Source organism: Deltaproteobacteria bacterium (assembly GCA_029860075.1).
In the GTDB taxonomy this organism is placed as follows: Bacteria; Desulfobacterota; JADFVX01; order JADFVX01; family JADFVX01; genus JAOUBX01.
The window spans coordinates 1-21,996 of sequence record JAOUBX010000074.1; the positions used below are offsets into that span (position 1 = coordinate 1).

General features: G+C 44.7%; 20 protein-coding genes, 1 tRNA gene, 1 other RNA gene and 1 pseudogene. 8 read left to right on the forward strand and 15 right to left on the reverse strand.

From position 1 onward, the window contains the following. Window positions 1–832: 832 nt before the first annotated feature. The 6 genes from OEV42_17470 to OEV42_17495 form a co-directional block, all read right to left on the reverse strand. Window positions 833–1,069 carry a hypothetical protein gene (locus OEV42_17470; GenBank protein ID MDH3976068.1) on the reverse strand — a complete coding sequence of 79 codons (237 nt, stop codon included), beginning with the start codon at window positions 1,067–1,069 and terminating at the stop codon, window positions 833–835. A gap of 14 nt (window positions 1,070–1,083) precedes the next feature. After that, window positions 1,084–1,893 carry an arginine deiminase-related protein gene (locus OEV42_17475; protein MDH3976069.1) on the reverse strand — a complete coding sequence of 270 codons (810 nt, stop codon included), beginning with the start codon at window positions 1,891–1,893 and terminating at the stop codon, window positions 1,084–1,086. Further along, window positions 1,890–3,110: a TIGR00300 family protein gene (locus OEV42_17480; protein MDH3976070.1), complete on the reverse strand. Its 1,221-nt coding sequence runs from the start codon at window positions 3,108–3,110 to the stop codon at window positions 1,890–1,892. Before OEV42_17480 ends, OEV42_17475 begins: the two co-directional genes overlap by 4 nt. 368 nt (window positions 3,111–3,478) lie before the next feature. Next, window positions 3,479–4,546 carry a PilT/PilU family type 4a pilus ATPase gene (locus tag OEV42_17485; protein ID MDH3976071.1) on the reverse strand — a complete coding sequence of 356 codons (1,068 nt, stop codon included), beginning with the start codon at window positions 4,544–4,546 and terminating at the stop codon, window positions 3,479–3,481. A gap of 72 nt (window positions 4,547–4,618) precedes the next feature. Next, window positions 4,619–5,866, reverse strand: coding sequence for a DUF4388 domain-containing protein (locus OEV42_17490; protein MDH3976072.1), 1,248 nt, complete (start codon window positions 5,864–5,866; stop codon window positions 4,619–4,621). A 159-nt stretch (window positions 5,867–6,025) separates the two neighbouring features. Further along, window positions 6,026–7,858, reverse strand: coding sequence for an ABC transporter ATP-binding protein/permease (locus OEV42_17495; GenBank protein ID MDH3976073.1), 1,833 nt, complete (start codon window positions 7,856–7,858; stop codon window positions 6,026–6,028). Window positions 7,859–8,031: 173 nt separating this feature from the next. Between OEV42_17495 and OEV42_17500 the strand changes: the two genes are divergently transcribed. The 4 genes from OEV42_17500 (at window position 8,032) to rnpB (ending at window position 10,183) form a co-directional block, all read left to right on the forward strand. Further along, window positions 8,032–8,108: transfer RNA gene (locus tag OEV42_17500), tRNA-Ile, on the forward strand. Window positions 8,109–8,237: 129 nt separating this feature from the next. Beyond that, the gene (locus OEV42_17505; GenBank protein MDH3976074.1) at window positions 8,238–9,038 is read left to right on the forward strand and encodes a Nif3-like dinuclear metal center hexameric protein; all 801 of its coding nucleotides are present in this window, start codon (window positions 8,238–8,240) and stop codon (window positions 9,036–9,038) included. A 23-nt stretch (window positions 9,039–9,061) separates the two neighbouring features. Next, entirely contained in the window at window positions 9,062–9,769 is a 708-nt protein-coding gene (locus OEV42_17510) for a C4-type zinc ribbon domain-containing protein (protein MDH3976075.1), read from the forward strand. A gap of 47 nt (window positions 9,770–9,816) precedes the next feature. Next, an RNA gene (gene rnpB / locus OEV42_17515) (RNase P RNA component class A) lies at window positions 9,817–10,183 on the forward strand. A 99-nt stretch (window positions 10,184–10,282) separates the two neighbouring features. Here rnpB and OEV42_17520 read toward each other — a convergent pair. The 7 genes from OEV42_17520 to purM all read right to left on the reverse strand — a co-directional run bounded on the left by OEV42_17520 (window position 10,283) and on the right by purM (window position 16,729). Further along, window positions 10,283–10,924, reverse strand: coding sequence for an FmdE family protein (locus OEV42_17520; GenBank protein ID MDH3976076.1), 642 nt, complete (start codon window positions 10,922–10,924; stop codon window positions 10,283–10,285). Window positions 10,925–11,075: 151 nt separating this feature from the next. Continuing rightward, the gene (locus OEV42_17525; GenBank protein MDH3976077.1) at window positions 11,076–12,116 is read right to left on the reverse strand and encodes a cytochrome c biogenesis protein ResB; all 1,041 of its coding nucleotides are present in this window, start codon (window positions 12,114–12,116) and stop codon (window positions 11,076–11,078) included. A gap of 183 nt (window positions 12,117–12,299) precedes the next feature. Continuing rightward, a complete protein-coding gene (ccsA, locus tag OEV42_17530; protein MDH3976078.1) occupies window positions 12,300–13,085 on the reverse strand; it encodes a cytochrome c biogenesis protein CcsA in 786 nt (261 codons plus the stop codon). Window position 13,086: 1 nt separating this feature from the next. After that, a complete protein-coding gene (locus OEV42_17535; protein ID MDH3976079.1) occupies window positions 13,087–14,523 on the reverse strand; it encodes a hypothetical protein in 1,437 nt (478 codons plus the stop codon). A gap of 109 nt (window positions 14,524–14,632) precedes the next feature. After that, window positions 14,633–15,085, reverse strand: coding sequence for a DUF523 domain-containing protein (locus OEV42_17540; protein MDH3976080.1), 453 nt, complete (start codon window positions 15,083–15,085; stop codon window positions 14,633–14,635). Next, window positions 15,072–15,686 carry a phosphoribosylglycinamide formyltransferase gene (gene purN, locus OEV42_17545; protein ID MDH3976081.1) on the reverse strand — a complete coding sequence of 205 codons (615 nt, stop codon included), beginning with the start codon at window positions 15,684–15,686 and terminating at the stop codon, window positions 15,072–15,074. Before purN ends, OEV42_17540 begins: the two co-directional genes overlap by 14 nt. Further along, window positions 15,683–16,729 carry a phosphoribosylformylglycinamidine cyclo-ligase gene (purM, locus tag OEV42_17550; GenBank protein MDH3976082.1) on the reverse strand — a complete coding sequence of 349 codons (1,047 nt, stop codon included), beginning with the start codon at window positions 16,727–16,729 and terminating at the stop codon, window positions 15,683–15,685. Before purM ends, purN begins: the two co-directional genes overlap by 4 nt. A gap of 372 nt (window positions 16,730–17,101) precedes the next feature. On the opposite strand from purM, the pseudogene OEV42_17555 reads away from it, so the two are divergent. Then, a pseudogene (locus OEV42_17555) lies at window positions 17,102–17,615 on the forward strand (ORF6N domain-containing protein). A 167-nt stretch (window positions 17,616–17,782) separates the two neighbouring features. Here OEV42_17555 and OEV42_17560 read toward each other — a convergent pair. Then, a complete protein-coding gene (locus OEV42_17560; protein ID MDH3976083.1) occupies window positions 17,783–18,151 on the reverse strand; it encodes a response regulator in 369 nt (122 codons plus the stop codon). A 144-nt stretch (window positions 18,152–18,295) separates the two neighbouring features. Here OEV42_17560 and OEV42_17565 point away from each other — a divergent pair, with 144 nt between their 5' ends. Continuing rightward, window positions 18,296–18,655: a helix-turn-helix domain-containing protein gene (locus OEV42_17565; GenBank protein MDH3976084.1), complete on the forward strand. Its 360-nt coding sequence runs from the start codon at window positions 18,296–18,298 to the stop codon at window positions 18,653–18,655. A 456-nt stretch (window positions 18,656–19,111) separates the two neighbouring features. Here the strand turns inward: OEV42_17565 and OEV42_17570 are convergent, their stop codons facing one another. Next, window positions 19,112–19,720, reverse strand: coding sequence for a hypothetical protein (locus OEV42_17570; protein ID MDH3976085.1), 609 nt, complete (start codon window positions 19,718–19,720; stop codon window positions 19,112–19,114). A gap of 20 nt (window positions 19,721–19,740) precedes the next feature. On the opposite strand from OEV42_17570, the gene OEV42_17575 reads away from it, so the two are divergent. Beyond that, window positions 19,741–20,376 carry a hypothetical protein gene (locus OEV42_17575; GenBank protein MDH3976086.1) on the forward strand — a complete coding sequence of 212 codons (636 nt, stop codon included), beginning with the start codon at window positions 19,741–19,743 and terminating at the stop codon, window positions 20,374–20,376. Between the two features lie 135 nt (window positions 20,377–20,511). Beyond that, window positions 20,512–21,981, forward strand: a complete 1,470-nt coding sequence (locus OEV42_17580; GenBank protein MDH3976087.1) for an IS4 family transposase — start codon at window positions 20,512–20,514, stop codon at window positions 21,979–21,981. Window positions 21,982–21,996: the final 15 nt, after the last annotated feature.

The following is a 21,996-nucleotide window of genomic DNA, read 5'->3' on the forward strand; positions in this document are numbered from 1 at the left end:
ATATCTTATGATTTTAAAGTATTTCCTTGAGCCCTGAAATCCTATCCCCTCGAATCCTTGCCCCCTGGAACCCGTTCTTACTATTCTTTTCTTAGTGATACTTCGTGTGCTTCCTGGATAATTGTTTTTGAAAGGACTTTCTCTCTGCGTTCTCCGTGGTAAAAGTTTTCTTAAAAGGCTCATTTTGATACTAAAAAGGGCCTTCTGAGCATTATAAAAGCCCTCTTTTTAAACATTTATTCAAATAAATCAGGAGGTTGACTTGGTCCGACCCCATGGCAGCCATGGCATTGTTTTTATTACCTGTAGGGGAAGGTTTGAAACCTTCCCCTATTTTTTTGATTTTTCTTAGAAGCTTCATTTTACCCCTGAAAAGGGGCTTTTAAGGCGAAAAAAGGGGCTTATTTGGAGGCTTTATCGTTTAATATTAGGGAGTTGACTTGGTCCGACCCCAAGCAACCAAGCACTTTATCGTTTAATATTAGGGAGTTGACTTGGTCCGACCCCAAGCAACCAAGCACAAGACCAAGCACCCAAGCAACCAAGCAAACATCATTCCCGGGTGTCTAATCGGGAATCTGGTTTTAAGGTGTGGCGTTTTGTTAAAGGGATTCAACCAAAACCAAATCCCCGATAGGATCGCTCGGGGATGACAGGGAAGATAGAAGCATTCGGGGATGACAAGGAGAAAAGAAACCTGGAATAAGGAGGACGGCTGTATATGCTCCGTTTGTGGATAGCAGGTTTGGGCAGAGCCTAAGTGAAACCCAACATTTAAATTTCATTATGCCCTTTTATGTTGGCTTTTATTCTTCAACCCAAGCTACTCAACTCAAAAAGACGAAGGTATGATTTGCCAGGCAATCTCCAAAGCCTCCTCAGGCCTTTTATAGGGCCTCTTTTGCTTTCTGCCCGTATTTTTATACGCTTCATCACTGATGCCGCTGCCGAGCCCTGCACCGTTCTCAATTAAAACTTCATGCTCATTTTCAATAAAAGTGCTGACTCCGGCCGGAACGACAGCTACCCGGTATTCATTGTTTTTCTCCTCTAATTTTGGGGAAAGAATAGCTTAGTTAAAAGTTACCCCTTTGTCCCATACCTGTCCAGCCACAGAGTCAAGCATTTGGCGCTTCCGCCGGCCTTGATATATTCACTGAAATCAAAGAGGTGAAGATTATAACCTCTTTCCGACAGGTGGGTTTTGAGCTCACGGGAACAGTTATTCATTATAATGTTATGTCCCCTGACAACGGCATTACAGCAGAAATTCAGGGCATCGTCACTATTGACTGCAATGAGATCAGGGATGAGATGGGCCAGCGCCTTTACTCCATAGTCATCAAAGGCGTCGGGATAGTAAAGGGCTGATTTGTCGTCGAGGGGGCAAAAACAGGTATCAAGATGATAAAACTCGGGTTGTATGAGCTCCAGTGACAGAACTCTTTTTTTCAGCACTTCTCCAATGAATTTGTGAGATTGAATATGGGAGCGGAATTTAAAACCTGCCACCAGCGTATCGCCCAGAATAAAGGCGTCTCCCTCACCTTCAAAAAAATGCGACTTGGGAAGTTTTATTATTTCATATCCTCTCTCCCGGAACCAGTTTTCAAAGAGGTCCGATTCATTCTGACGTTCTTTGTGGCGAAAGTTGCTGACGATGAATTTGTTTCCATAAACGAGGCCGCCGTTGGCTGTAAAAACCATGTCGGGCAGGCCTTCGGCAGGGGAGATAGTTTCGATTTTCAAGCCCAGAGTCTTTAAACAATCATAAAAGCCGTTCCACTGTTCAACGGCCAGTGCGGAATCGGGCTTTTCCCTTACATGCATCCAGGGATTGATTTCGTAATCGACGGTATAAAAATCGGGTGGTGAAAGGAGGATATGATTCATGGCAGGCGGTGGCAGAGTTCTCTTAAAAAGGTTCCCGAATCGATGACCAGCCCCGTGGCCTGGTGCGTTCCCCTGTCGATGAGCTTGGTAATGGTGGCGTGATTGATATCGACACAGATGGTCCTTACCGAGGCGGGAAGCAGGTTGCCCACGGCAATAGAGTGAAGCATGGTTGATATCATTACCGCCATTTCAACGCCTTCGAGCCTTTTCTTCATCTCTCTTTGGGCCTCGATAACATCGGTAATAACTTCCGGCAGCGGGCCATCATCCCGTATCGAGCCCGCCAGAAGAAATTCCTTTCCCTCCTTTATGCAGGTATACATAATCCCCTTGTTGAGGATGCCTGCATGGACTGCCTTTTTAATCCCCCCATAGCAGCGGATCGTGTTGATAGCTCGCAGGTGAAGGTTATGACCTTCGGGAACGTTGTGGCCCTTTTTCAGGGAAACGCCGAGGGAAGTCCCGTAAAGGGAGGCTTCAATATCGTGGGCGGCAAGGGCATTTCCGGCAAAGAGCAGGTCCAGGTAGCCCTTTTCAATGATCTTTGACATGTAGTTCCGGGAACCTGTATGGATAATGGCCGGTCCGCAAACAAAAAGTATCTTCCCTTTTCCCTCTTTTTTTAACTGAACCATTTCTTCTGCCACCCTTGTTATGAGAGTAGCCATCGGCTTTTCAGAAGAAACGCCGCTGCTCATAAATTGAAAGGCGCCTTTCTTTTTGGAACGTTCAGGCAGCGAAACCCTGACTCCCTTTGCGCTGATAACAAAATAGTCGCCTGCTTTTACATCACTCATCTTGACGCAGCGGGCCCTTTGATTTTCCTTATCAACCTTAACGCCGCAATCCATGGAGATGTTGTCGACGGGGAACCATTTATTTTCCACTTTTATTTTTGTGACCAGGTTTGTGGAAGAGTAGAATCCCTCAGGGTAGACACCGTCCTTTGTTGCTTTTGCCAGATCTGCATCTTCCTCTTCCATGGTGACGGCGCCCAGTTCCATGAGTCGTTCGAGAATTCCGGCAAGAATCTTATCATGGGGCGCCGTTACCTTAATTCGGGCATAGCTGCTGTCATTTTTTGTTTTTCCCACATCGATTTCTTCAGAACAATAATCACCTCCCCGTGCCAGGATTTCATCAAAAACTTTTGACAGGATGAGGGAATCGATAATATGCCCCTTTATCTCGACAACTTTTGAATGCTCTTTCATTGCTTTCCCTTCTTTCTCAATATAAAAAAGAAATATTCAAGTAAACAAATCAGCTTCTCATTCCGAAGCGGGTCATAGCTCCCCTTAATTTCTTTATGTCCCTTGCGGGCAGCCGTTGGGAGGGGTAATGATAAAGTAAATACATATCATATCTCAAAATGTAAGGGCAAGATAATGAGAAGAGAATTCTCTTAAAATTGTATTTTACTTCGAAGAAAGTGGAAAGCTTCAATAGGGATTAACCTCCTTTAAAAAAAAGCTTTCTCACTATGTCCGAAATGAAAGATCAGACCGGACAGGGCTGGTTAGGGGCAGCCCTGTTCCGGTAAAAGAAAAAATAAATAAAAAGGGGAAGGGCCCTGACTTTATTATGTAAATGTAAGCTTTCGCTCCAGGTCCGTTGAATGGGTGATCCGCTTTGCTTCTTCCAGGGTGATAATATCTTGCTTGCAGAGATCGACAAGATGTTGGTCCATGGACTGCATGCCGTATTGATCACGGCCCTTTTCAATATGCTTTTCAAGCTCATCAAGTTTGCCTTCACGAATACATGCCTGGATCGTTGTTGTTGTACGCATTATTTCCACAACGGGGAGGATCTGCTCACCCGTTTTATCTTTGATGAGACGAAGAGAAACGATGGCTACCAGAATATCTGCCAGTCTCTGCCTGATAACTTCCTGTGAATCGGGCGGGAAGTTGCCTACCAGCCTGTTAATGGTCGAAGCGGCGCTTTGGGTATGAAGCGTTGAAAAAACGAGGTGCCCTGTTTCACCTGCTTTAATGCAGGCATCGATTGTTTCCAGGTCTCTCATTTCACCTACCATAATAACATCAGGGTCCATACGAAGAGCAGTTTTAAGGGCATGGCTGAAGGCATCCGTATCAATTCCCACTTCCCGCTGGATAATGCAGCTTTTATCGGAGCTAAAGAGAAACTCTATGGGGTCTTCAATGGTAATAATATTGTAGCTGTAGGTTTCATTGATGTGCCTCAGCATGGAGGCAAGCGTTGTTGATTTGCCGTTACCTGTGGGCCCGGTAACAATAATCAGACCGGTGGGCGCCTTGCTTATCTCGGAAAGGACGGCGGGGAGCTTAAGTTCCTGGAAGGTACCGATATGGGGTGGAATGACACGCATGACGATACCCATGCAGCCCTTCTGGCGGAAGAGGCTTACCCTGAAACGCCCGCCGTTGGCGATAGTGTAAGAAGCATCCTGCTCCTTTAAATCGTCGGTTAGTTCTTTATTGTTCATTGCAAGAACCACCCGGGCGATATCTTCCGTATCCTTGGGTGTCAGGTTGGGGAGTTTTGATTTAACGAGTTGCCCCTTTGCCCTGAAAAAGGGAGGATTATCCACTTCGAAGTGAACGTCTGAAACCTTTTTTTCAAATGCTATTTCCAGAATCTGATCGATTTTCGTCTTATCCATCGCTACACCTGACCTCGTTTTATTGAGTTTAAATCATTGGGTAAAGAATTAATTAAAAAATTATCAAAGAAGTCACCCCTGCGATTGCGGGATAAGTGACTTCAGGGAAGATCGCAATATTTCAAGAAACCTGATCAGGCTGTCAATATAGACTTCTTCTTCAGAAAAAGAAGGTTTTGGAATAACGGTCCTGATGTTATCTGCATAGGATTTAAGTGTAAAGTCATCGTCCTTGGGGGGGGCCAGCTGTAAAGCAGGGGTATAGGGATATTTTTCTTTCATGTGGGCCCTTGCGGAAAGAAGCTTGTCTCCCGGGATTTCACCTTCTTTATCGCCCGGCCTGTCATAGAGCATAATGGTCAGGAATTCTTTAGCCACACACTGCGCCACCTTGGCCTCAAATTCATCGGCCCCTGCCGTATTAAAAACAAAAATACCCTCTTTATTGCAGAGGGTCATTAATGCATGCTCAAGCAGCTTGTCGGCGCTATAGAGAACAAGCGCGACAGCGCTGCCTTCCTGTACCTTTGCAGTGGTATCAACGTGGGAGGAGAATCTGGCAAGATACCGGGCGAAAGTTTCCCGGTCCTTTTCCGGGACCTGAGCCATTTGATCATTAACAAGCTGGCGATGAATATCGGCCGGGTCGAATTCCTCCAGCGGCTTGTACATTTCGGGAATCTCTTTTTTTATCTTATCCACCTTGTCAAGGCCCAGAATATCTGCCGACAGATCATCGGAAGTTTCTGCTGATGCTTCTTCTTCCTCTTCGTCCTCGTCTGATTCCTCGGGAAGCGTGCCGTCTCTCTTCATTTCATCGAATATGCGAAGGGCATCCATGAGCGCCATCTGGCTATCTACGTAGATATCTTCGCTGGCAGCTTCCGAATAATAGGCAAAGTCCGGTGGTAGAGCGGTGATTTCAGAATCGAAGGTGAAGTTTCCCTTTGTCCAGCTTACGACGTCGACAGTGACGATTTCAACAAGCTTTTCAAGTCCTTTACGGGCCTGGCCCTTATCCACCTTGTTCTGTTCCAGCAGTAAAGCGGCCAATGACTTGCCTGCCTCTCCTGATTGACTCCAACTGTTGAATGTTTGTTCTGCCTCTTCCGGGGAAAGTATGCCGAGTTTTGCCAGGGCGGTTCCAATGTTTTCCTGGTTATTGGGATAGGCTGCTCCCGTAATGTAGCCGTCACTGAAAACGATGACACATTCGCGCTTCCCCTTTTTAAGAGATAGCGTGCCTGTTTTTCTCGACGTATTGAGGAGCTGTATAACGTCTATAAAAGGGAGCCCTTCCAGATTGCCGACGAGTGACATTTAGATCCTACCTCATTTAGCCTTTGTATAGGTTAAATCGCTGAAAATAAAAAAATAGTAATATAAATAAATCCATATTGCAACCTTCTATCTCGGTTGGGAGTTGAAAAAGTGCTCTTTCTTCCGCCCAAAGGCAACTCTGTTCCCGTAAAAAGAGGCTCATTTTTCATGCATCATGTCAAGCTTCGACCTGTATTCCTGCGCCTCCTGCTGTCTGGCCCACATGAGCGCATATTCACCTTTCGCCTTTAAAAGCTCACTGTGGCGTCCTCTCTCTGCGATTTCTCCGTTAATGAGCACCAGAATTTCATCGGCATCGACAATGGTTGAGAGCCTGTGGGCGATAACGATTGTCGTCCTGTCTCTTGATACTTCTTTCAGCGATGCCTGTATCTCTTTTTCCGTACTCGAATCGAGGGCTGACGTTGCTTCGTCGAAGACGAGTATTTCCGGATTTTTAAGTATTGTTCTTGCGATGGCTACGCGCTGTTTTTCACCACCGGAGAGCTTGAGCCCTCTTTCTCCCACAAGGGTGTTGTATCCATCGGGCAGGGTATTAATAAAATCGTCGATACTGGCAAGCCGTGCGCCTTCAATAAGCTTTTTCCTGCTGCAGTCGGGACAGCCGTACTGAATATTATAGGCGATGGTGTCGTTAAAAAGCACTGTATCCTGGGGAACAATGCCTATGGCACGGCGTAAAGAGTGCTGGCTTATCTCACGGATGTTTTGCCCGTCAATTGCTATGGCGCCGGAACTTACGTCGTAGAAACGAAAGAGCAGTCTTGAGATGGTTGATTTACCTGCTCCGCTCGGTCCGACAATTGCCACTGTCTTTCCTGATGATACCTTGAAACTGACATTCTTGAGTATGGGCCTGTCTGCATTGTAGGCAAAGCTGACCCGCCTAAACTCAACCTCGCCATTTCCTCTTACCAGGTTCCCCGCCTGGTGAGAGTCCTTTATTTCGGTATCAATCTCTCTTAGTTCAAACATTTTGTCCATATCGACGAGACTCTGCTTTATCTGCCTGTATACGAATCCCAGGAAGTTGAGAGGCAGATAGAGCTGTATAAGAAAGGTATTAACGAGGACAAAGTCACCGACCGTCATGGTTCCGTCAATAACCCCTCCGGCAGCCATGGTCATTACTGCAATGAGCCCCAGTCCGATAATAAGGCCCTGTCCCATGTTCAGCAGGGAAAGACTGGTCTGGCTCTTGACGGCGGCATCTTCATAGCCTGCCAGGGACCCGTCAAAGCGTTTATACTCATGTTCTTCGTTGCCGAAATACTTGACCGTTTCATAATTGAGGAGAGAGTCTATCGATTTGGTATTGGCCTCCGTATCCTTTTCATTCATTTTTCGCCTGAATTTGAGGCGCCATTCGGTAACGAGGAGGGTAAAGGCAATATAGCCGGCAATGGTCAGGAAGGTGGCGGCTGCAAAGAGGATGTTAAACTGATAGAGGAGAACGGCCGTAACCATGATGATTTCCAGCAATGTGGGGAGAATGTTAAAGAGGATAAATCCAAGTACGAACTGAACGCCCTGAGTTCCTCTTTCTATGACCCTCGAAAGGCCGCCCGTTTGCCTGTCAAGATGAAAGCGAAGTGACAATTCATGGAGGTGTTTGAATGTGTTGAGGGCAATGGTTCGTTGCGCATGCTGGGAGACACGAACGAAGATAAGGTCTCTCAGTTCGCCGAAAAACTGGGTAAGGAACCTCGCCCCGCCATAGGCAATAATAATGCCCAGAGGGAGGCTGATGGCCATATCTGTAACGGTCAGCCTGTCTACGGCCATTTTATAGAGAAAGGGGACGTAAACGTTTACAACCTTGGCCATTGCCAGGCAAAGGAGCGCTGCTATAACTCTCCTTTTCAGATCTCCCCTGCCTGTGGGCCAGAGATAGATAGCCAGTATTTTGAGCGTTTTCCACTGGCTCCTGTTCGATTTTTCGGCCAGAGGGTCAAACTTGCTGTTAATCATAAAAGAATTTTATCACCTTTCAAGGGGCACAATGATACCATTTTTTTATAGACAATAAAGACGAAAAATCATCCTTTTTCTCCTGCTGAAACGACGCCGGTGATGGTGGCCTGGAATGGATTGAATTCACTTGACTTTAGCGCTATATCTGTTAAAATTACTCTCTTGATTACGGGCCTATAGCTCAGTTGGCTAGAGCCACCGGCTCATAACCGGTAGGTCCCTGGTTCGAGTCCAGGTGGGCCCACCAGATTTTTCATGAAAGAGAGCAAAATGAGAATCTGCTGTTATGATGGCATAAAAAAAAATATGATACAAAATACAAAAAAATGCACCTGAAAGGGTGCATTTTTTTTTGTTGCTGCTCATGGGGAGAAGGGTGATTTTAATAAAAGATCTTTTCAGCATAATGGAAGAAATAGCTCCCGCCCGCTATGCGGCGGATTGGGATAACGTGGGTCTGCAGATCGGTAATCCTCATGATGGAGCCCGGGGGATTATGGTTGCCCTCGACACCTCGCTGGCTGCCGTAAAAGAAGCGGCATCAAAGGGCTTTAACCTCCTTGTTACGCATCACCCTTTTTTATTTTCACCGGTAAAAACAATAGATTTTTCCACTCCACAGGGAAAAATCATCAAAGAAGCGATAGGTTCGGGACTTACGGTTTTCTCGGCCCATACAAACCTGGACAGCACAGAAGGGGGAATTAACGATATGCTGGGCGATCTTCTCGGTCTCACAGAGACTTCACCCATGGAGCCCTTTGAAGGGAACAACTCGGCAGGTATGGGGCGGGTCGGCAGTGTGAAGGGAGAAAAAAACCTGGGAGAATTTGCCGCGCTGGTCAAAGAGCGTTTCAATGTTGACAGCATCAAGGTACTTGGCAATGGGGATAAAAAAATTAGCCGTATCGCGCTTTGCGGTGGCAGTGGCGGCAGTTTGATAAGGCTTGCATCAAAGCTTGGGGCTCAACTCTATATTTCAGGGGATATAAGCTATCATCAGGCGAGAGAAGCCGAAGATATGGGCCTGTCCATTATAGATCCGGGGCATTTTTCATCTGAGAAGATTGTCGTAGAGGGCCTTGCGAAAATCCTGAGAGAAAAATTGCAGATTAAAAAAATTGACCTTCCTGTTGCAGCGTTCTGCGGTGAGAAGGAACCTTTTGTTGTAGTATAAATACCAGGAAAGGAAGTGGGAATTTGAAAGATCAGTTGAAATTACTGGAACAGCTCCAGGAAATAGACCAGAAGATTGAGAGGATAAAAAGTGACATTGACTTTTTCCCAAGGGAGGCTGAAAGGCTCGAAGCGGCTCTTGGTGAGGATGAACTGGTAGCAACGGAGATAAAGGATGAGCTGGCAATTCATGAAAAGCAGAAGAAGGAGTTTGATGAGGAACTTACCATCAATACGGAAAAGCTGACCAAATTTAAAGAAAGATTGCGCGAGATAAAAACCAACACTGAATACCAGGCCTCCCTCAAAGAGATTGACCAGGCAACGAAGAGAAACACCGAGATAGAAGATGAGTTGCTTGAACTCATGGAGAAGACGGAAGAAGAGTCTAAAAAACTGGAAACGGCTGAAGCAGACTTTGCCGAAAAGAAGGCTGCCATGGAAGAGGAGAAGAGAAAACTGCTTGCAAACAGGGAGAAAATGGAAGCAGAACTTGAAACCGTAAGAGGGGAAAGAGACACTCATCTTAAAACCATCCTTCCCGAAGCAGCAGCCGTTTACGAGACTGTCAGTTCAAGGCTGAAAAGGGGGCCTGTCATCATCAGTGTTAACGGCAATGCCTGTTCAGGGTGTCATATGCACATACCGCCTCAACTGGTAAACGATGTCATGAGGTATGAAAAGCTCTACCAGTGTCCCAACTGCCACCGTATTATCAAAGTGGAAGATTGACACTCGCCCATTGTATTAATAAGGGCTTCATTATATAATTAGAAGGGTGAGAAGCTCAGGTAATCGCTGGTTCTCCAGAGGGAACGAGAGGAAAGTCCGGGCTCCGCAGGGCAGGATGCTCCCTAACGGGGAGTGGGGGCGACCCTAAGGAAAGTGCCACAGAAAAAAGACTACCTTGCGGCTTTGGCCACAGGGAAAAGGTGAAAAGGTGAGGTAAGAGCTCACCAGTTTTCCGGGTGACCGGAAAAGCTTGGTAAACCCCATCCGGAGCAAGACCAAATAGGAAGGCGTTTAAGGGCGGCCCGTCCAGGGCCTTCGGGTTGGTTGCTTGAGGCAGGAGGCAACTCCTGCCCTAGATGAATGATTACCGCCCCGCAAGGGGAGACAGAACCCGGCTTATGAGTTTCTCACTTTAAATAAAAAAATGGCCTGTAGAGGTGTTCATTTCTACAGGCCATTTATGTTTTTTGTCTCCCCCCCCCATTTTTCCCCTTTAAGGGATGAAGGGGATTCTTAAGCCACTTCTTCTACTTCAAAAAGGCCGGCATACCGGTCTTCTTCAAGCAATATTTTTTTTACCTTTCCCTGCCAGAGTGAGAAGAACTCTTCTTTCTGCTCTTTCGAGGCAGCGCCGGAAATAGTGAGGCCCGCCACTTCACCCATACGCGGGTTTTCAGGGAGCGCCTGAGGGTTGTAGACGATCTTTACTTTTTTTCCGTTATCTCTTCTTTCAAAGATAAAGGTATTGAACACAAAGTTGTCTTCATCGAAATTCATCAGTTGATACCTGCCGAAACGTCCTCCACCGAGGCCATGAAAACCTGTTTCCGTGGCAGCGCCCGTAATAAGAGACATAACCTGCGACATGGGGCCGTAAGCGAGATCCGTCGGTTTTCCTTTAATGGTTACCTTGATATCGCCCCTTACTCCCGGTTCATCGCCATAGAGAAATTTAACGGCTTTGGCTGTTATCTTGTAGGCGCCTGATACGGCTGCACAGGAGTGTCCCGCCATTTTTACGGCATCTGCATATTTAAAGACCATGACTTCACCTTCATCCATGGCTCCCAGCACATAAGATAAAGGATCTTTCATCCTGATCTCCTCTGCTTCATCAAAAAAACTCTCTTTCCAATTACTCTGTCCTTCGGGCATAGCGATACTCCTTGAATTTATTAACCTGGAAACGGCAGTTGGGCATGGTTTCCGGGATTAAGGTTCTATTTTATAGGCCTGCGGTCCCGGTGACAAGCTAAATCGGGTATTTTTATCTTAATTGTAATTTGGAAAAACCGACCTCAATTGATCACTTGCTTCGCCTGTAAAAAAGATGCGCCAGCAGTGAGACTGCAAAAAGGAGAAGCCCCCAGAAAACGATTTTTGCGCCGGGGTCCTTGTTGACGGTTAGAACAGCTGTTTTGGAAATACTTAACTTCCCGGCAGAGAGGGTCATACCATCATAAGAAAGGGTTTTATAGGAAGGATTATAAGGGGTAAGCCACTTTCTCGCCACGAGCTTCATATCTTTAAAAAGCAAAATCTCCATGGCGCCGTATCTTTCATCAATTTTTCCAGCCGTTACCGTCAATCCCCCGGCGCCCAGATAGGCATCTTTGCCGGGAGCCAGGAGAAAAGAAAAAGTCCTTTCCCCGTCACTGCTGTTCAGAATAATACCTTTTGTGTAGGATTGTACATTTTTTATATAGACGGCTATATCTCTATAAACAAGGGGCGAATTTATTTCTACCTTGTGTTTTTTGAGGATTTTCTTGCCGGAAAGCAAGTCAACAGTGGCCCACATTTCTTCAGGGTATCCTCTCCGGCCTATTTCCATGGTTGCATCGTTTAGCTTGAGCAACAGGCCGGGGGCTTCTTTTATTTTATAGATCTCCCCCTTTTTTACAGGGATCTCTGCCCCCCTGAATCCCCAGAGGCTCCCCGCAAGGTGGCCCGCCAGGGCAATAAGAAAACCGATATGGGCTATGTAAGGAAGGAATGCTCTAAGCCTGAGGCCTCTCTCTTTTTCTATGTCTTCACTGACACGTGTCTCTTCGTCATCTGCTGCTTCGATTTGCTTGCCTCTCCAGGCCTTCACAAGGGCTGCAAGACGTTCATAGGTGCAAAGGATGGTATTAATAGAGAAAATAAAGACAAGGGCTATGAGAAGAATGATCCACCATGACAGGGCAGGGGAGTTTCTGCTAATCCAGTTGATGAGGACGTAGCTGTCTATCGTATCAAAGTCCTCCCTGTGAAAAAGAAGGGCAAAGGAGCCAGTCATCGTTACCGCCACAATGAGGTAGGTAAGAAGCAGGGTCAGTTTTATGGAACTCAGGTATTTATACATTTTTCCAATTTTTTAAAAAAATATTTTGACACTGATTTATTATGATAAATTATGATTATCACAGATAAAACTCTTAAAATATTATTAATTTGCCAGGTTAGAAATGACCGCTTAATATATTTTCAGCAAAATCATGTAAATCATAGTTAATCAGTGTAAATCTGTGTCTAATGATCTCATCACTTACAAATTATGACTGCTTTTCATCATCAGCCCTACGCCTACATAAGTAAAGATGACAACTGCAAAGCCGAAAATGGTCATCCAGGCGACCCTTTTGCCGCGCCAGCTTTTAAGATAATGACCATGAATAATACCGGCAAAATAGAACCATAAAATAAATGACCAGATTGTTTTCGGTTCCCAGAACCAGTAATTACCCCAGGCAAGATAGGCCCAGATGGCGCCGCTGAACATGGCAAGCGAAAAAAAGGAAAATCCCCATACATTGGCCGAGTTAACCATCTCCTCGTAGATTTTCCCCTTCTTGAAATCCTTATTCATATAAAAAAGGAAGAAAAAGGCTGCCGAAAAGGAGAGGGTAAAGAGGGCATAGCCTGCAAAGGAGGCCATCACATGGACCTCAAACCAGATCGTTTTGAGCGCCAGGAAAAGGGGCGTAAATTTATGGTCTGCCCTTATGGCCAGGAAAAGCAGCATCCATGCCACGGGCAGTGAGATAAGCTCTATCATCCTGACAGGATAGCGAAGACCGTAAACAAGCGTAGAGATCCCGACACAAAAACTGAAGAAAAGAAGCGTTTCGTAAAGGTTCGCCATCGGTGCATGACCTACGTAGTAAGATCTTACAATAAGGGCTGCCAGATGAAAGAGCAGGGCGGGAATGAGGATAAACCTGAATAAAGGGGTGCCTTCTCTATTTTTCAATGCTTCCGTGAGGGCCACTGCAAAGCTGATTATATAGAGGGTAAGTGCTCCCATAGAGAGGAGGTTGGCTGTATATTGCAAATCACTTCTCCCTTTGGGATATGATATCCAGTGTCAGGTGTGAAATGATGTCGGCAGCGAGGAAGTCTCCTTCAATGCCGAAGGCAGGGATAATTTCGCGACCCAGGAGAAAAAGGTTTTTATACGGCGAGAGAGGAGAAAGGATTCCAATGCCCGGGGGAGTAACTATGTTGCCGTCAAGGAGGTAATCATCTGTGCCGGTCGGCTTGCCTTTCTCCCTGTGAATGACTTCAAGGTCCTTATTGTCGGTAAAAGGGATGAGATGCTTTAGTTTTTCCAGTGCATAATCTTCAAAGGCTTTCACCTCCTCATTATTTTCAGAGGTGGCCGAAATAGCAAGGGGCCTGCTTATTTTGACGAGCCTCTTTCCATCAGGGGCAGCGCCCTTTTCATCGAGGGGAGTAATCTGGATTATAAAAGACCCTTTTTCATCATCGACGATAAGGTTATCATCCATCCCGACGGGGATTTTGTCACTATCGATACCGATAAAAAGCGATTGCCACTGTCCCCAGGGTTTATAATCATTAAGGGTTTGCCTGAAAGGTTTATTGAAGAAAGTTTCCGGCAACAGGTCTGCCAGCTTTGAAGGAACCGTATTAAATATGAGTGCCTGCGTGCGGATCTTTTTGTTTTTTGTTTCAAAGGTGATTTCCGCCACTTTCCCTTTTTCCACTGAAATTGTTTTGATGTCAGAACTCTTTTCGACTTCGACGCCCCTTTCTTCCAGCTTCGATAAAATGAGCTTCTTAAGGCCAACCATGCCGCCTTTGGGGTAATAACCGGCCACTCTCGGCAGCAAAGGCATGCAGGGGAGCTTATCAGATGCAGCATAAAGGGAAGAGGTAAATTGCAGGGCAAGAGAGGTCATTTTTTTTAAATCCTCCGATATTGCCGCCTTTTCGAGTTTTTTCTTAAGGCTCTCTTCGGGGAGGTGGAATGTTTTACCCATTCCTCTCACCTTCCAGGAAAGCTTCGATGCTAAATCGTAAGGAGGAAATATTTCGTCCCTTTCGTGGTCTTTGTCGGTTACCTTTTCCCTGAAGGAATCCCCTTCGTCGAGAAGGGCAAGAAGCGCTTCAAGGTCACCGGGAAATTCTCTTTCTATCTCTTCACGGAGTTCTCCGGCATGCCAGGGAATGTCAAGGCGGTGTTTTTCATTAACGATCTGAAAGAGGAACCTGGTGGGATGAAATAGGTCCCCGTTGCTGAGTCCCATGCCTATGCGGCCAAGGATGTTGGTGACAACGGGGCTGTCGGGAATATTGCCGAGGGGCATCATCTGGAAGTCGAGACGATAGCCTTTGGTGACCTTTTTTGAATGTCCTTCGTCATTGAGGAGCAGTACCCTTGCCCCCTTGTCTCTTAAAAGAGCGGCGGCAAGCAGGCCCGAGAGCCTTCCACCGTATATGATGACGTCATAAATTGTTTTTTTCATTTATTAGCAATCTTGTTTATGCCCGGAGGGCATTACTTTCTTTACCCTTAAGGGGCATAAATGCCGCCAAAGAAAAGTATGATGTTTTTTCATTTTTTATGTTAAGCGCCTAGACCCCAAAGACCTCCAGCCCTTCCTCTTTTAATAGCGCCGCCAGCACACCGCTTCCCTCTATCTCAACACCATTTCGTTTGATTCTCTTTACACCGCAGGAGGGGCTTTTTTCCTTGAGAAAGGCTTTGTTCGCTCCCGTTATCCTTGCGATCTTCAGAGATTCATAAGCGCCGGTAATGAAGTTTTCCGTCACGTCTTTATTGGCCGTACTCATTATGGATACCTTGTTTTTAAGAACGTCAAAGCCGTCACCCTCAACAATTTGTGCCGCTTCCCTCGGTGTCGGCAGTCCTCCCAGTTGCTCGGGACAAAGGGGAATGAGGTGACAGTTTTTCAATCTTTCAATAAGCCCCCTGTTCAGGTTGTCGCTTCCGTCATAGCGGCATTTTACGCCTAAAAGACAGGCGCTGACTATTACCGTTTCATGAAAGGAGTCAGCTCCTCTCAATGATAACCCTCCGGCCTTCTATCTTGAGTTTTCCTTCAGAAAAAAGCCTTATTGCCTCAGGGTACAAACGATGCTCTTCGGCAAGAATTCTTTTAGATAATGTTTCAGCCGTATCGTCATCGTCGACGAGGACACTTTTTTGTAAAATGACAGGGCCCGTATCAACTCCTTCATCGACAAAATGGACGGTGCAGCCTGTTACTTTTACACCGTAATCAAAGGCCTGCTTTTGTGCATCAAGGCCGGGAAATGAAGGCAGAAGAGCAGGGTGAATATTGATGATTTTCATGGGAAAGGCATCAATAATCTGCTTGCCTACGATTTTCATATAACCGGCAAGAACGATTAGGTCGGGATTGCAGCTTTTAAGGACCTGGACCAGTTTTTCATCATATTCAGGGGCAGGTACACCTTTTGATTGGAGGATTTTAACCTCAATGCCGCGAAAACGGGCAGCATCAATAGCTCCGGCATCGGGTTTGTTGCATATAAGCAGAACGATCTCGGCGTTAATTTCGTCACGTTTAATGGCGTCGGCAATGGAGACAAAATTGCTTCCCCTTCCCGAGGCCAGCACAGCTATTCTTGTTTTGTCGCTCACTTAAGTACTACTCTCTTTTCATCATTTTGCGAGGCCTGGACAGTACCGATAATGACGGCCTCTTCACCGGCGTCCGTCAGATGGTTTACCGCCTGCTGTGCTTCCTCAGAAGGAACAATGAGGACAAAACCGATACCGCAGTTAAATACCCTGAACATCTCCATTTCATCCACATCTCCGCCCTTTTGGATAAAGCGGAAAAGCGGGGGGATTTCCCAGCTATTTGTATTAATGGTCACGTTAAGTCCGTCAGGGAGAATTCGCGGTATATTTTCGATGAGGCCTCCACCGGTTATGTGGGCCATGCCTTTCATATTGAATTTTTCAAGAAGTGGAAGCACTGCCTTGACGTAGATCTTCGTCGGGGTCAGAAGCGATTCACCAACGGTTTTTCCTGTGCCTTCTATAAGGTCTTTTCCGTTAAGGCCCAATATGTCGAATATCACCTTTCTTGCAAGGGAATATCCGTTGCTGTGGATACCGCTTGACTTAAGCCCGATCACTGCGTCACCGGCTGAAACGGTGGAGCCGTCAATAATCTTGTCCCTGTCCACAACACCGACGGAGAACCCCGAAAGATCATATTCCCCGTCACCATAAAAACCGGGCATTTCCGCCGTCTCACCGCCGATAAGGGCACAGCCCGCCTGGCTGCATCCGTCGGTAATCCCCTTGACAACGGTAGCCGCTTTTTCCGAAGAGAGGGCGCCCGTGGCAAAATAGTCGAGGAAGAAGAGCGGCTCCGCTCCCTGGACGAGGATGTCGTTAACACACATGGCCACAAGATCGATGCCAACTGTTTCATGGGAATCCATCATAAAAGCGACTTTTAGCTTGGTCCCCACGCCGTCTGTTGATGATACAAGGACCGGTTGTTTATATTTAGCAGTCTGTAGTTCAAAAAGACCGCCAAAACCGCCCAGCCCCGTCAATACCTCAGGCCTGAAAGTTTTTTTTACAAGCGGTTTAATGGTTTGAACAAACCTGTTTCCCTCTTCAATATCAACGCCTGAATCGGCGTATGTCAGTTTCTTGTCAGTCAAAATGTCCTCCATTTAAAGCCTTATAAAATAGCTTAACAGAGCCAATAAAGTCAAACTCTTTGTAGCTTTGTGGGGATGTGTCGGGCTTGTTTGAAAGAGGGGGAAATTCTTTATTCAGACAGGGTTATCCGGATGTAAAAAAACTGCTGTCCCGGCTTGTTTCATGCTGCTCTCAACGAGCAATTTGTAACCTGAAAGCAGCAACCTGCTTTTGCTTTGAAAGTGGTTTACAAAAAAGTTTGCTTTATGTATAGAATGTAGCAAAAAAGCTTTGGGGGTGCGTTAAATGGGGAAAGCAAAGATATTGAAGGAAAAAAGCCCGGACCGGTAAACGGTTTCGGGTTTTTTTAGATCTGAAAGGAAATGATATAAATGATTGCAAGTTTGCCTGTTGAGGTTATAGAAAAGAAAATAATGCTGATACGGGGCCAGAAGGTGATGCTTGACCGTGACCTGGCAGAGCTTTATGGTGTTGGAAGTGAGAGTGCTCAACCAGGCTGTGAAGCGAAATGCAGAGAGATTCCCTGTAGATTTTATGTTTCAGTTATCAAAAGTTGAGTTTGATTCTTTAAAATCACAAGATGTGACCTTAAAATGAGGAGAGCACAGGAAGTACATGCCTTACGTTTTTACAGAAAACGGTGTTGCTATGTTGTCAAGTGTACTCAAAAGCAAACAGGCCATTGAGGTTAATATCCAGATAATGCGGATCTTTACTAAATTAAGAGAAATGCTTGCATCAAATAAAGAAATGATGAAAAAGCTCGATGACCTTGAGAGAAAAGTTTCAAGCTACGATCAGGCGATTACAGGTCTTATTCATGCCATAAGAGAGCTGGCAAAGCCGGAGGTAAAAAATAAACGGGAGATCGGATTTCAAGGGTGAAGGTATGTCATTTTCGGCTTGGTCGGGAATCCAGATTAAAGATAATTTTAGACAGGGTTCACAGGATTTTAGAAAGGGCGGAGTAAGGAGCAAAGCGTCGTTTCCACCGATTTATTGATGACCTCACAACCCGCAACCTGTAACTTGCAACAATTCTTCTCCCCCCTTCACTTCCTGAAAGCCGCTTCAATAAAATCAAAAAAAACATAGGGATCAAAGGGTTTCGGCAACCATGGGCGTTTTTCCTGCTCAAAATAGGAGAGATGGGTGCCGCTCGGACTTCCGGTGATAAAAACGGTTTTTTTGGCAAGAAAAGGATATTCCTTTTTCAGGTTTTTATAAAAATCGATGCCGTCCATTTCGGGCATTTCGATATCGGAAATAATTAATGAATAATCGCTTTCCTCCGCTCTTTCCAAGCCTTCCAAACCATTTTCTGCACACTTGATAAGGGCCCCCTCGAATTTTACAGTGATCAAAAATTTATAAAGTGCCGATAATCTTGAATCGTCATCGACAATTAAAAATGATTCCATAATGCCTCCCCGAGGTTCTTGTATTGGCTATTTCTTTTCTCCCTTTAGGTTATATAAATTGCACAAGGAAGAACTGCTTGTCAAGCTATTTATACAAGCGATACTTGTATTGAAAATAAAAGTGATTCCTGTAAAGCTGTCATCATGAGTGACGGGACAAAGAAAGAGAGAGGGGAGCGAATTGAAGCTCTACGCAGGGAAGCCGGTCTGACCCTTGAAGCACTTGCAAAGGATATCGGTGTAAAGTATCAATCCATTGCCCAATGGGAAAAGGGTGCAACCAGCCCTTCAGTTGATAATGTAGGTAAGCTCTCTGTCAGGTTTGGTGTCCACCCCACATGGCTATGGTCAGGCCAGGGACCGAAGCATATTATAAATAAACTATCTTCCCATGATCAGGAATACGTTGATAAGTTAATATCCATACTGAAAAGCAAAAATCAACAGGCAATCAATAGCATCAAGACAAATGTTGATGTTAATTTAAAGTATTGCTCTGACTGATATTCTCCCTTACTGGTGTTGATTAGCAATATAAACCTGCCGGGCTTGTCACTCCCCCCCAAAAAAGGTATTAATAAACCAGTACCCCGTAATCTGTAATTTGCATTTACAATCCGCAATCCGAAATTGGTAAGCTTGCAACAAGATCTTATGTATTTACAAAAAAGTTTGCTTTATGTATAAATGAATAATCAATATTTCGGGGGAAAGAGAAATGGGAAAGGAAATGAAATAAGGAAAAGTCAGAAAGCCCGGTCCGGCAACGGATTCGGGCTTTTTTTGATATAAACTGGATAAGTGAAATCCGGCGATATACAGTTTCTTGATATCATGCAAATTATAATGATATCAAGAAGGAGGATATTTGAAAAATAAGTGTTTTTTTGATGAGTAACATCATATGTGGGCGAGTGCGTCATTTTGGCGGTGAATTAGAGAAAACTTTAGACTAACTGGTTATATTTTAAGAAACTCAACTATGCCTATAAAAGAAATCACTCCCATTAGCCCGCCAATAAACACTGCAAGGAGGTCTTTCCAATGAATCCCACAATCAACTATTTGGCCTCCAGTTTTATCGGTGTAGTTTTTGGTTGTATCATTTCTCTCTACATCTATAGAAATGGGCAGTACAAAACAGCTAAGTTTGACCTCATAGAGCATGTCAGGATCATGATCCATTCCATCAGATTCATGAAGCAAGGAAATAACCCTGTCTTCACTACATTTCAGGATAATATTGTGAGTATTCAAGTTAAATTCATGAAACTCCATAATGCTACTATATCGCGCTGCAAAAGGACCTCTCTCAGCAAAGCATGGTGTGACCTCGTAGGTCATGATAAAAATAAATGCACACGTCCAGGCATAGAAAACATGAAATTCCCGGAAAAGGAAGAAGATGCCGTGAACAGACTTTCCGATTTTTTGAAAGCTGTGGAGAAAATATAACCCAACACTGCACCCTACCACTTGTGCATTGCTTGAATCGAACGGGTTTAATGTTTTGGCGATATTGCCGTAAATCAGCTTTAGCCTGCGTAATACGTGGAAGGTGAGCTTCATCGTTATAGCCTAAAAACAAAATGGAAAAAATATACCCAGAATTAAAACCTAAAGAGCGAATTGAAGCAATTGTAGAAAACTATATTTACCCAGTGGTTGTCGATCATGGCTTTCGCTTTGTAAGATCTGGTATAAGCCTCAAAAAAGATATTAAAGATTTCTCTTATGAAATTTACTTTTCACGAAATCATAGAAATGTAGATGATATAGTATGCGCTTTTGATGTGCATGCTTTTGTTCGAGGGTCTGGCTATAGCAAGTGGTATAAGAATATTTACAATAAAAAATTAGAAAATAATTTAATTGTTTCGGCACACAATCATTATATTCCTAACTGGGTAGATGACGAATTTAAAAACGGATATGATTTGGCTATAAGCGATAATGCCAAGATATTAGATTCTTTACTCAATAATATTCATTCCTCAGTTTTGCCGTTCATATGCCAAATAACTGACTATGAGTCAGCCATTGAGGCGGTTAAAAAAGAAGAGAGTTATTTCAAGACCCCTATGTTATTAGATTTCTGCGAAATATTAAGGGATGAAAAACAAGCATTCAATATATTATCTTGGTTTGAAAAAGAACAGGATTGCGGAACTGAATTCATGAATGAAACACTTGAGCAAGTATCAATCCGAAAGCACCGTTTATAGTTAACAGGGACACATCAGAATGGCACTAAGTTAAGCATTTTAATTAATTGGGATGTGTCCCGAATGGCACTAAGTTAAGCGGTTTTAGCATAGAAAAAGAGCATGAAATATAAGGGGAAAATGGTATAATTGGGCATGAAAAATCATACACCTTTATTCCCCAATTTCCACTTTCAAACCCTCCGCAGAAAGCCCCGTTCAGCCCAACAGATTTTGGCTGAGAAAGTAGCGCAGCTGAAGGAGAAATCACTGAGTCAACTTGGTGAATGTTTCGGCAAATTTGTTCCAAAGAAGTATCTCAACCCGACAAAATCCGGCGCATTGAGCCGCCGCCGATGGTTCAGTCGAGAAAATACATTTTGGGCCTTTTTTTCTCAAATTCTGGACGCTGATGGAGGATGTCAGGAAGTGGTTCGGAAGCTACAGGCTTTTGCTGCAATGAAGTCACAAGCATTACCTTCTTCCTCAACGTCGGCCTACTGCCAGGCAAGAAAAAAACTTGATCTATCCTCTCTTGAATCGATACTTCGGCACACATCAAAGCAGCTAAAGAGTAAAGCAGAACCCTCTAAATTGAATGGCCGCCGGGTTATTGTTGTAGATGGGACAGGAGTCAGTATGCCTGACACAGCAGAAAACCAACATGTTTGGCCACAGCAAAGTCGTCAAAAACCTGGTTGCAGCTTCCCTCAAGCCTCTATCTGTGCTTGTTTTTCTCTGCAAACAGGAGCCTTGCTTAGCTACGAAATTGGAAACAAAAAAAGCCATGAACTTCCCATGCTACGTAAACAATGGAGTACTTTTAAATCAGGAGATATCTTTCTTGGAGACAAGATTTTTTGTAGTTATTATGACATATCCAAATTTAAAGAGATGGGTGTTGATTCTGTGCTTACACTCGCCAGACGACATCCTGTAACCAAGGCTGAAGCAGTCAAGGTCTTTGGTAAAGATGATTTATTGATACACTGGAAAAAGCCGTCTAGAAGTAAAGCTTCCAGTTATTCTCAAAAAGATTGGGAAGAGCTACCGGAAAAGCTTTTGCTACGTCAGATCAAAGTAACTGTTAAAGAACCAGGTTTCAGGGTCACCAGCTTTTATATTATCGCCACCTTGCTTAATGCTAAGAAATATCCAGCCGATGAGATTGCAGATCTTTACTTGCAACGCTGGGATGTGGAACTATTTTTTCGGGATATCAAGACAACTATGGGTATGGATATACTACGCTGTAAAACCCCTGACATGGTACGCAAGGAAATAATGATGCACTTCATAGTTTACAACAGTATTCGTTGTCTTATGCTTGAAGCAGCCAATAGAAAAGATGTGAAGGCACAGAGAATCAGTTTTAAGGGCAGCGTACAATCTTTACGACAATGGGAACCGCATCTAAACCTGGATAAGATAAGTCGTCAAGAAAGAGATCGATTAATTGAGCAACTTTATGAATCAATTGCGGGAAATATTGTTCCAGAACGACCGGGCAGACGAGAACCAAGAGCGCTTAAAAGGAGACGAAAAAACTTTGCATTATTGACCTCACCAAGACATGAAATGGTAGATATTCCACATAGGGCTAAATATCGTGCTGAAGGGGCTTAACTTAGTGCCATTCGG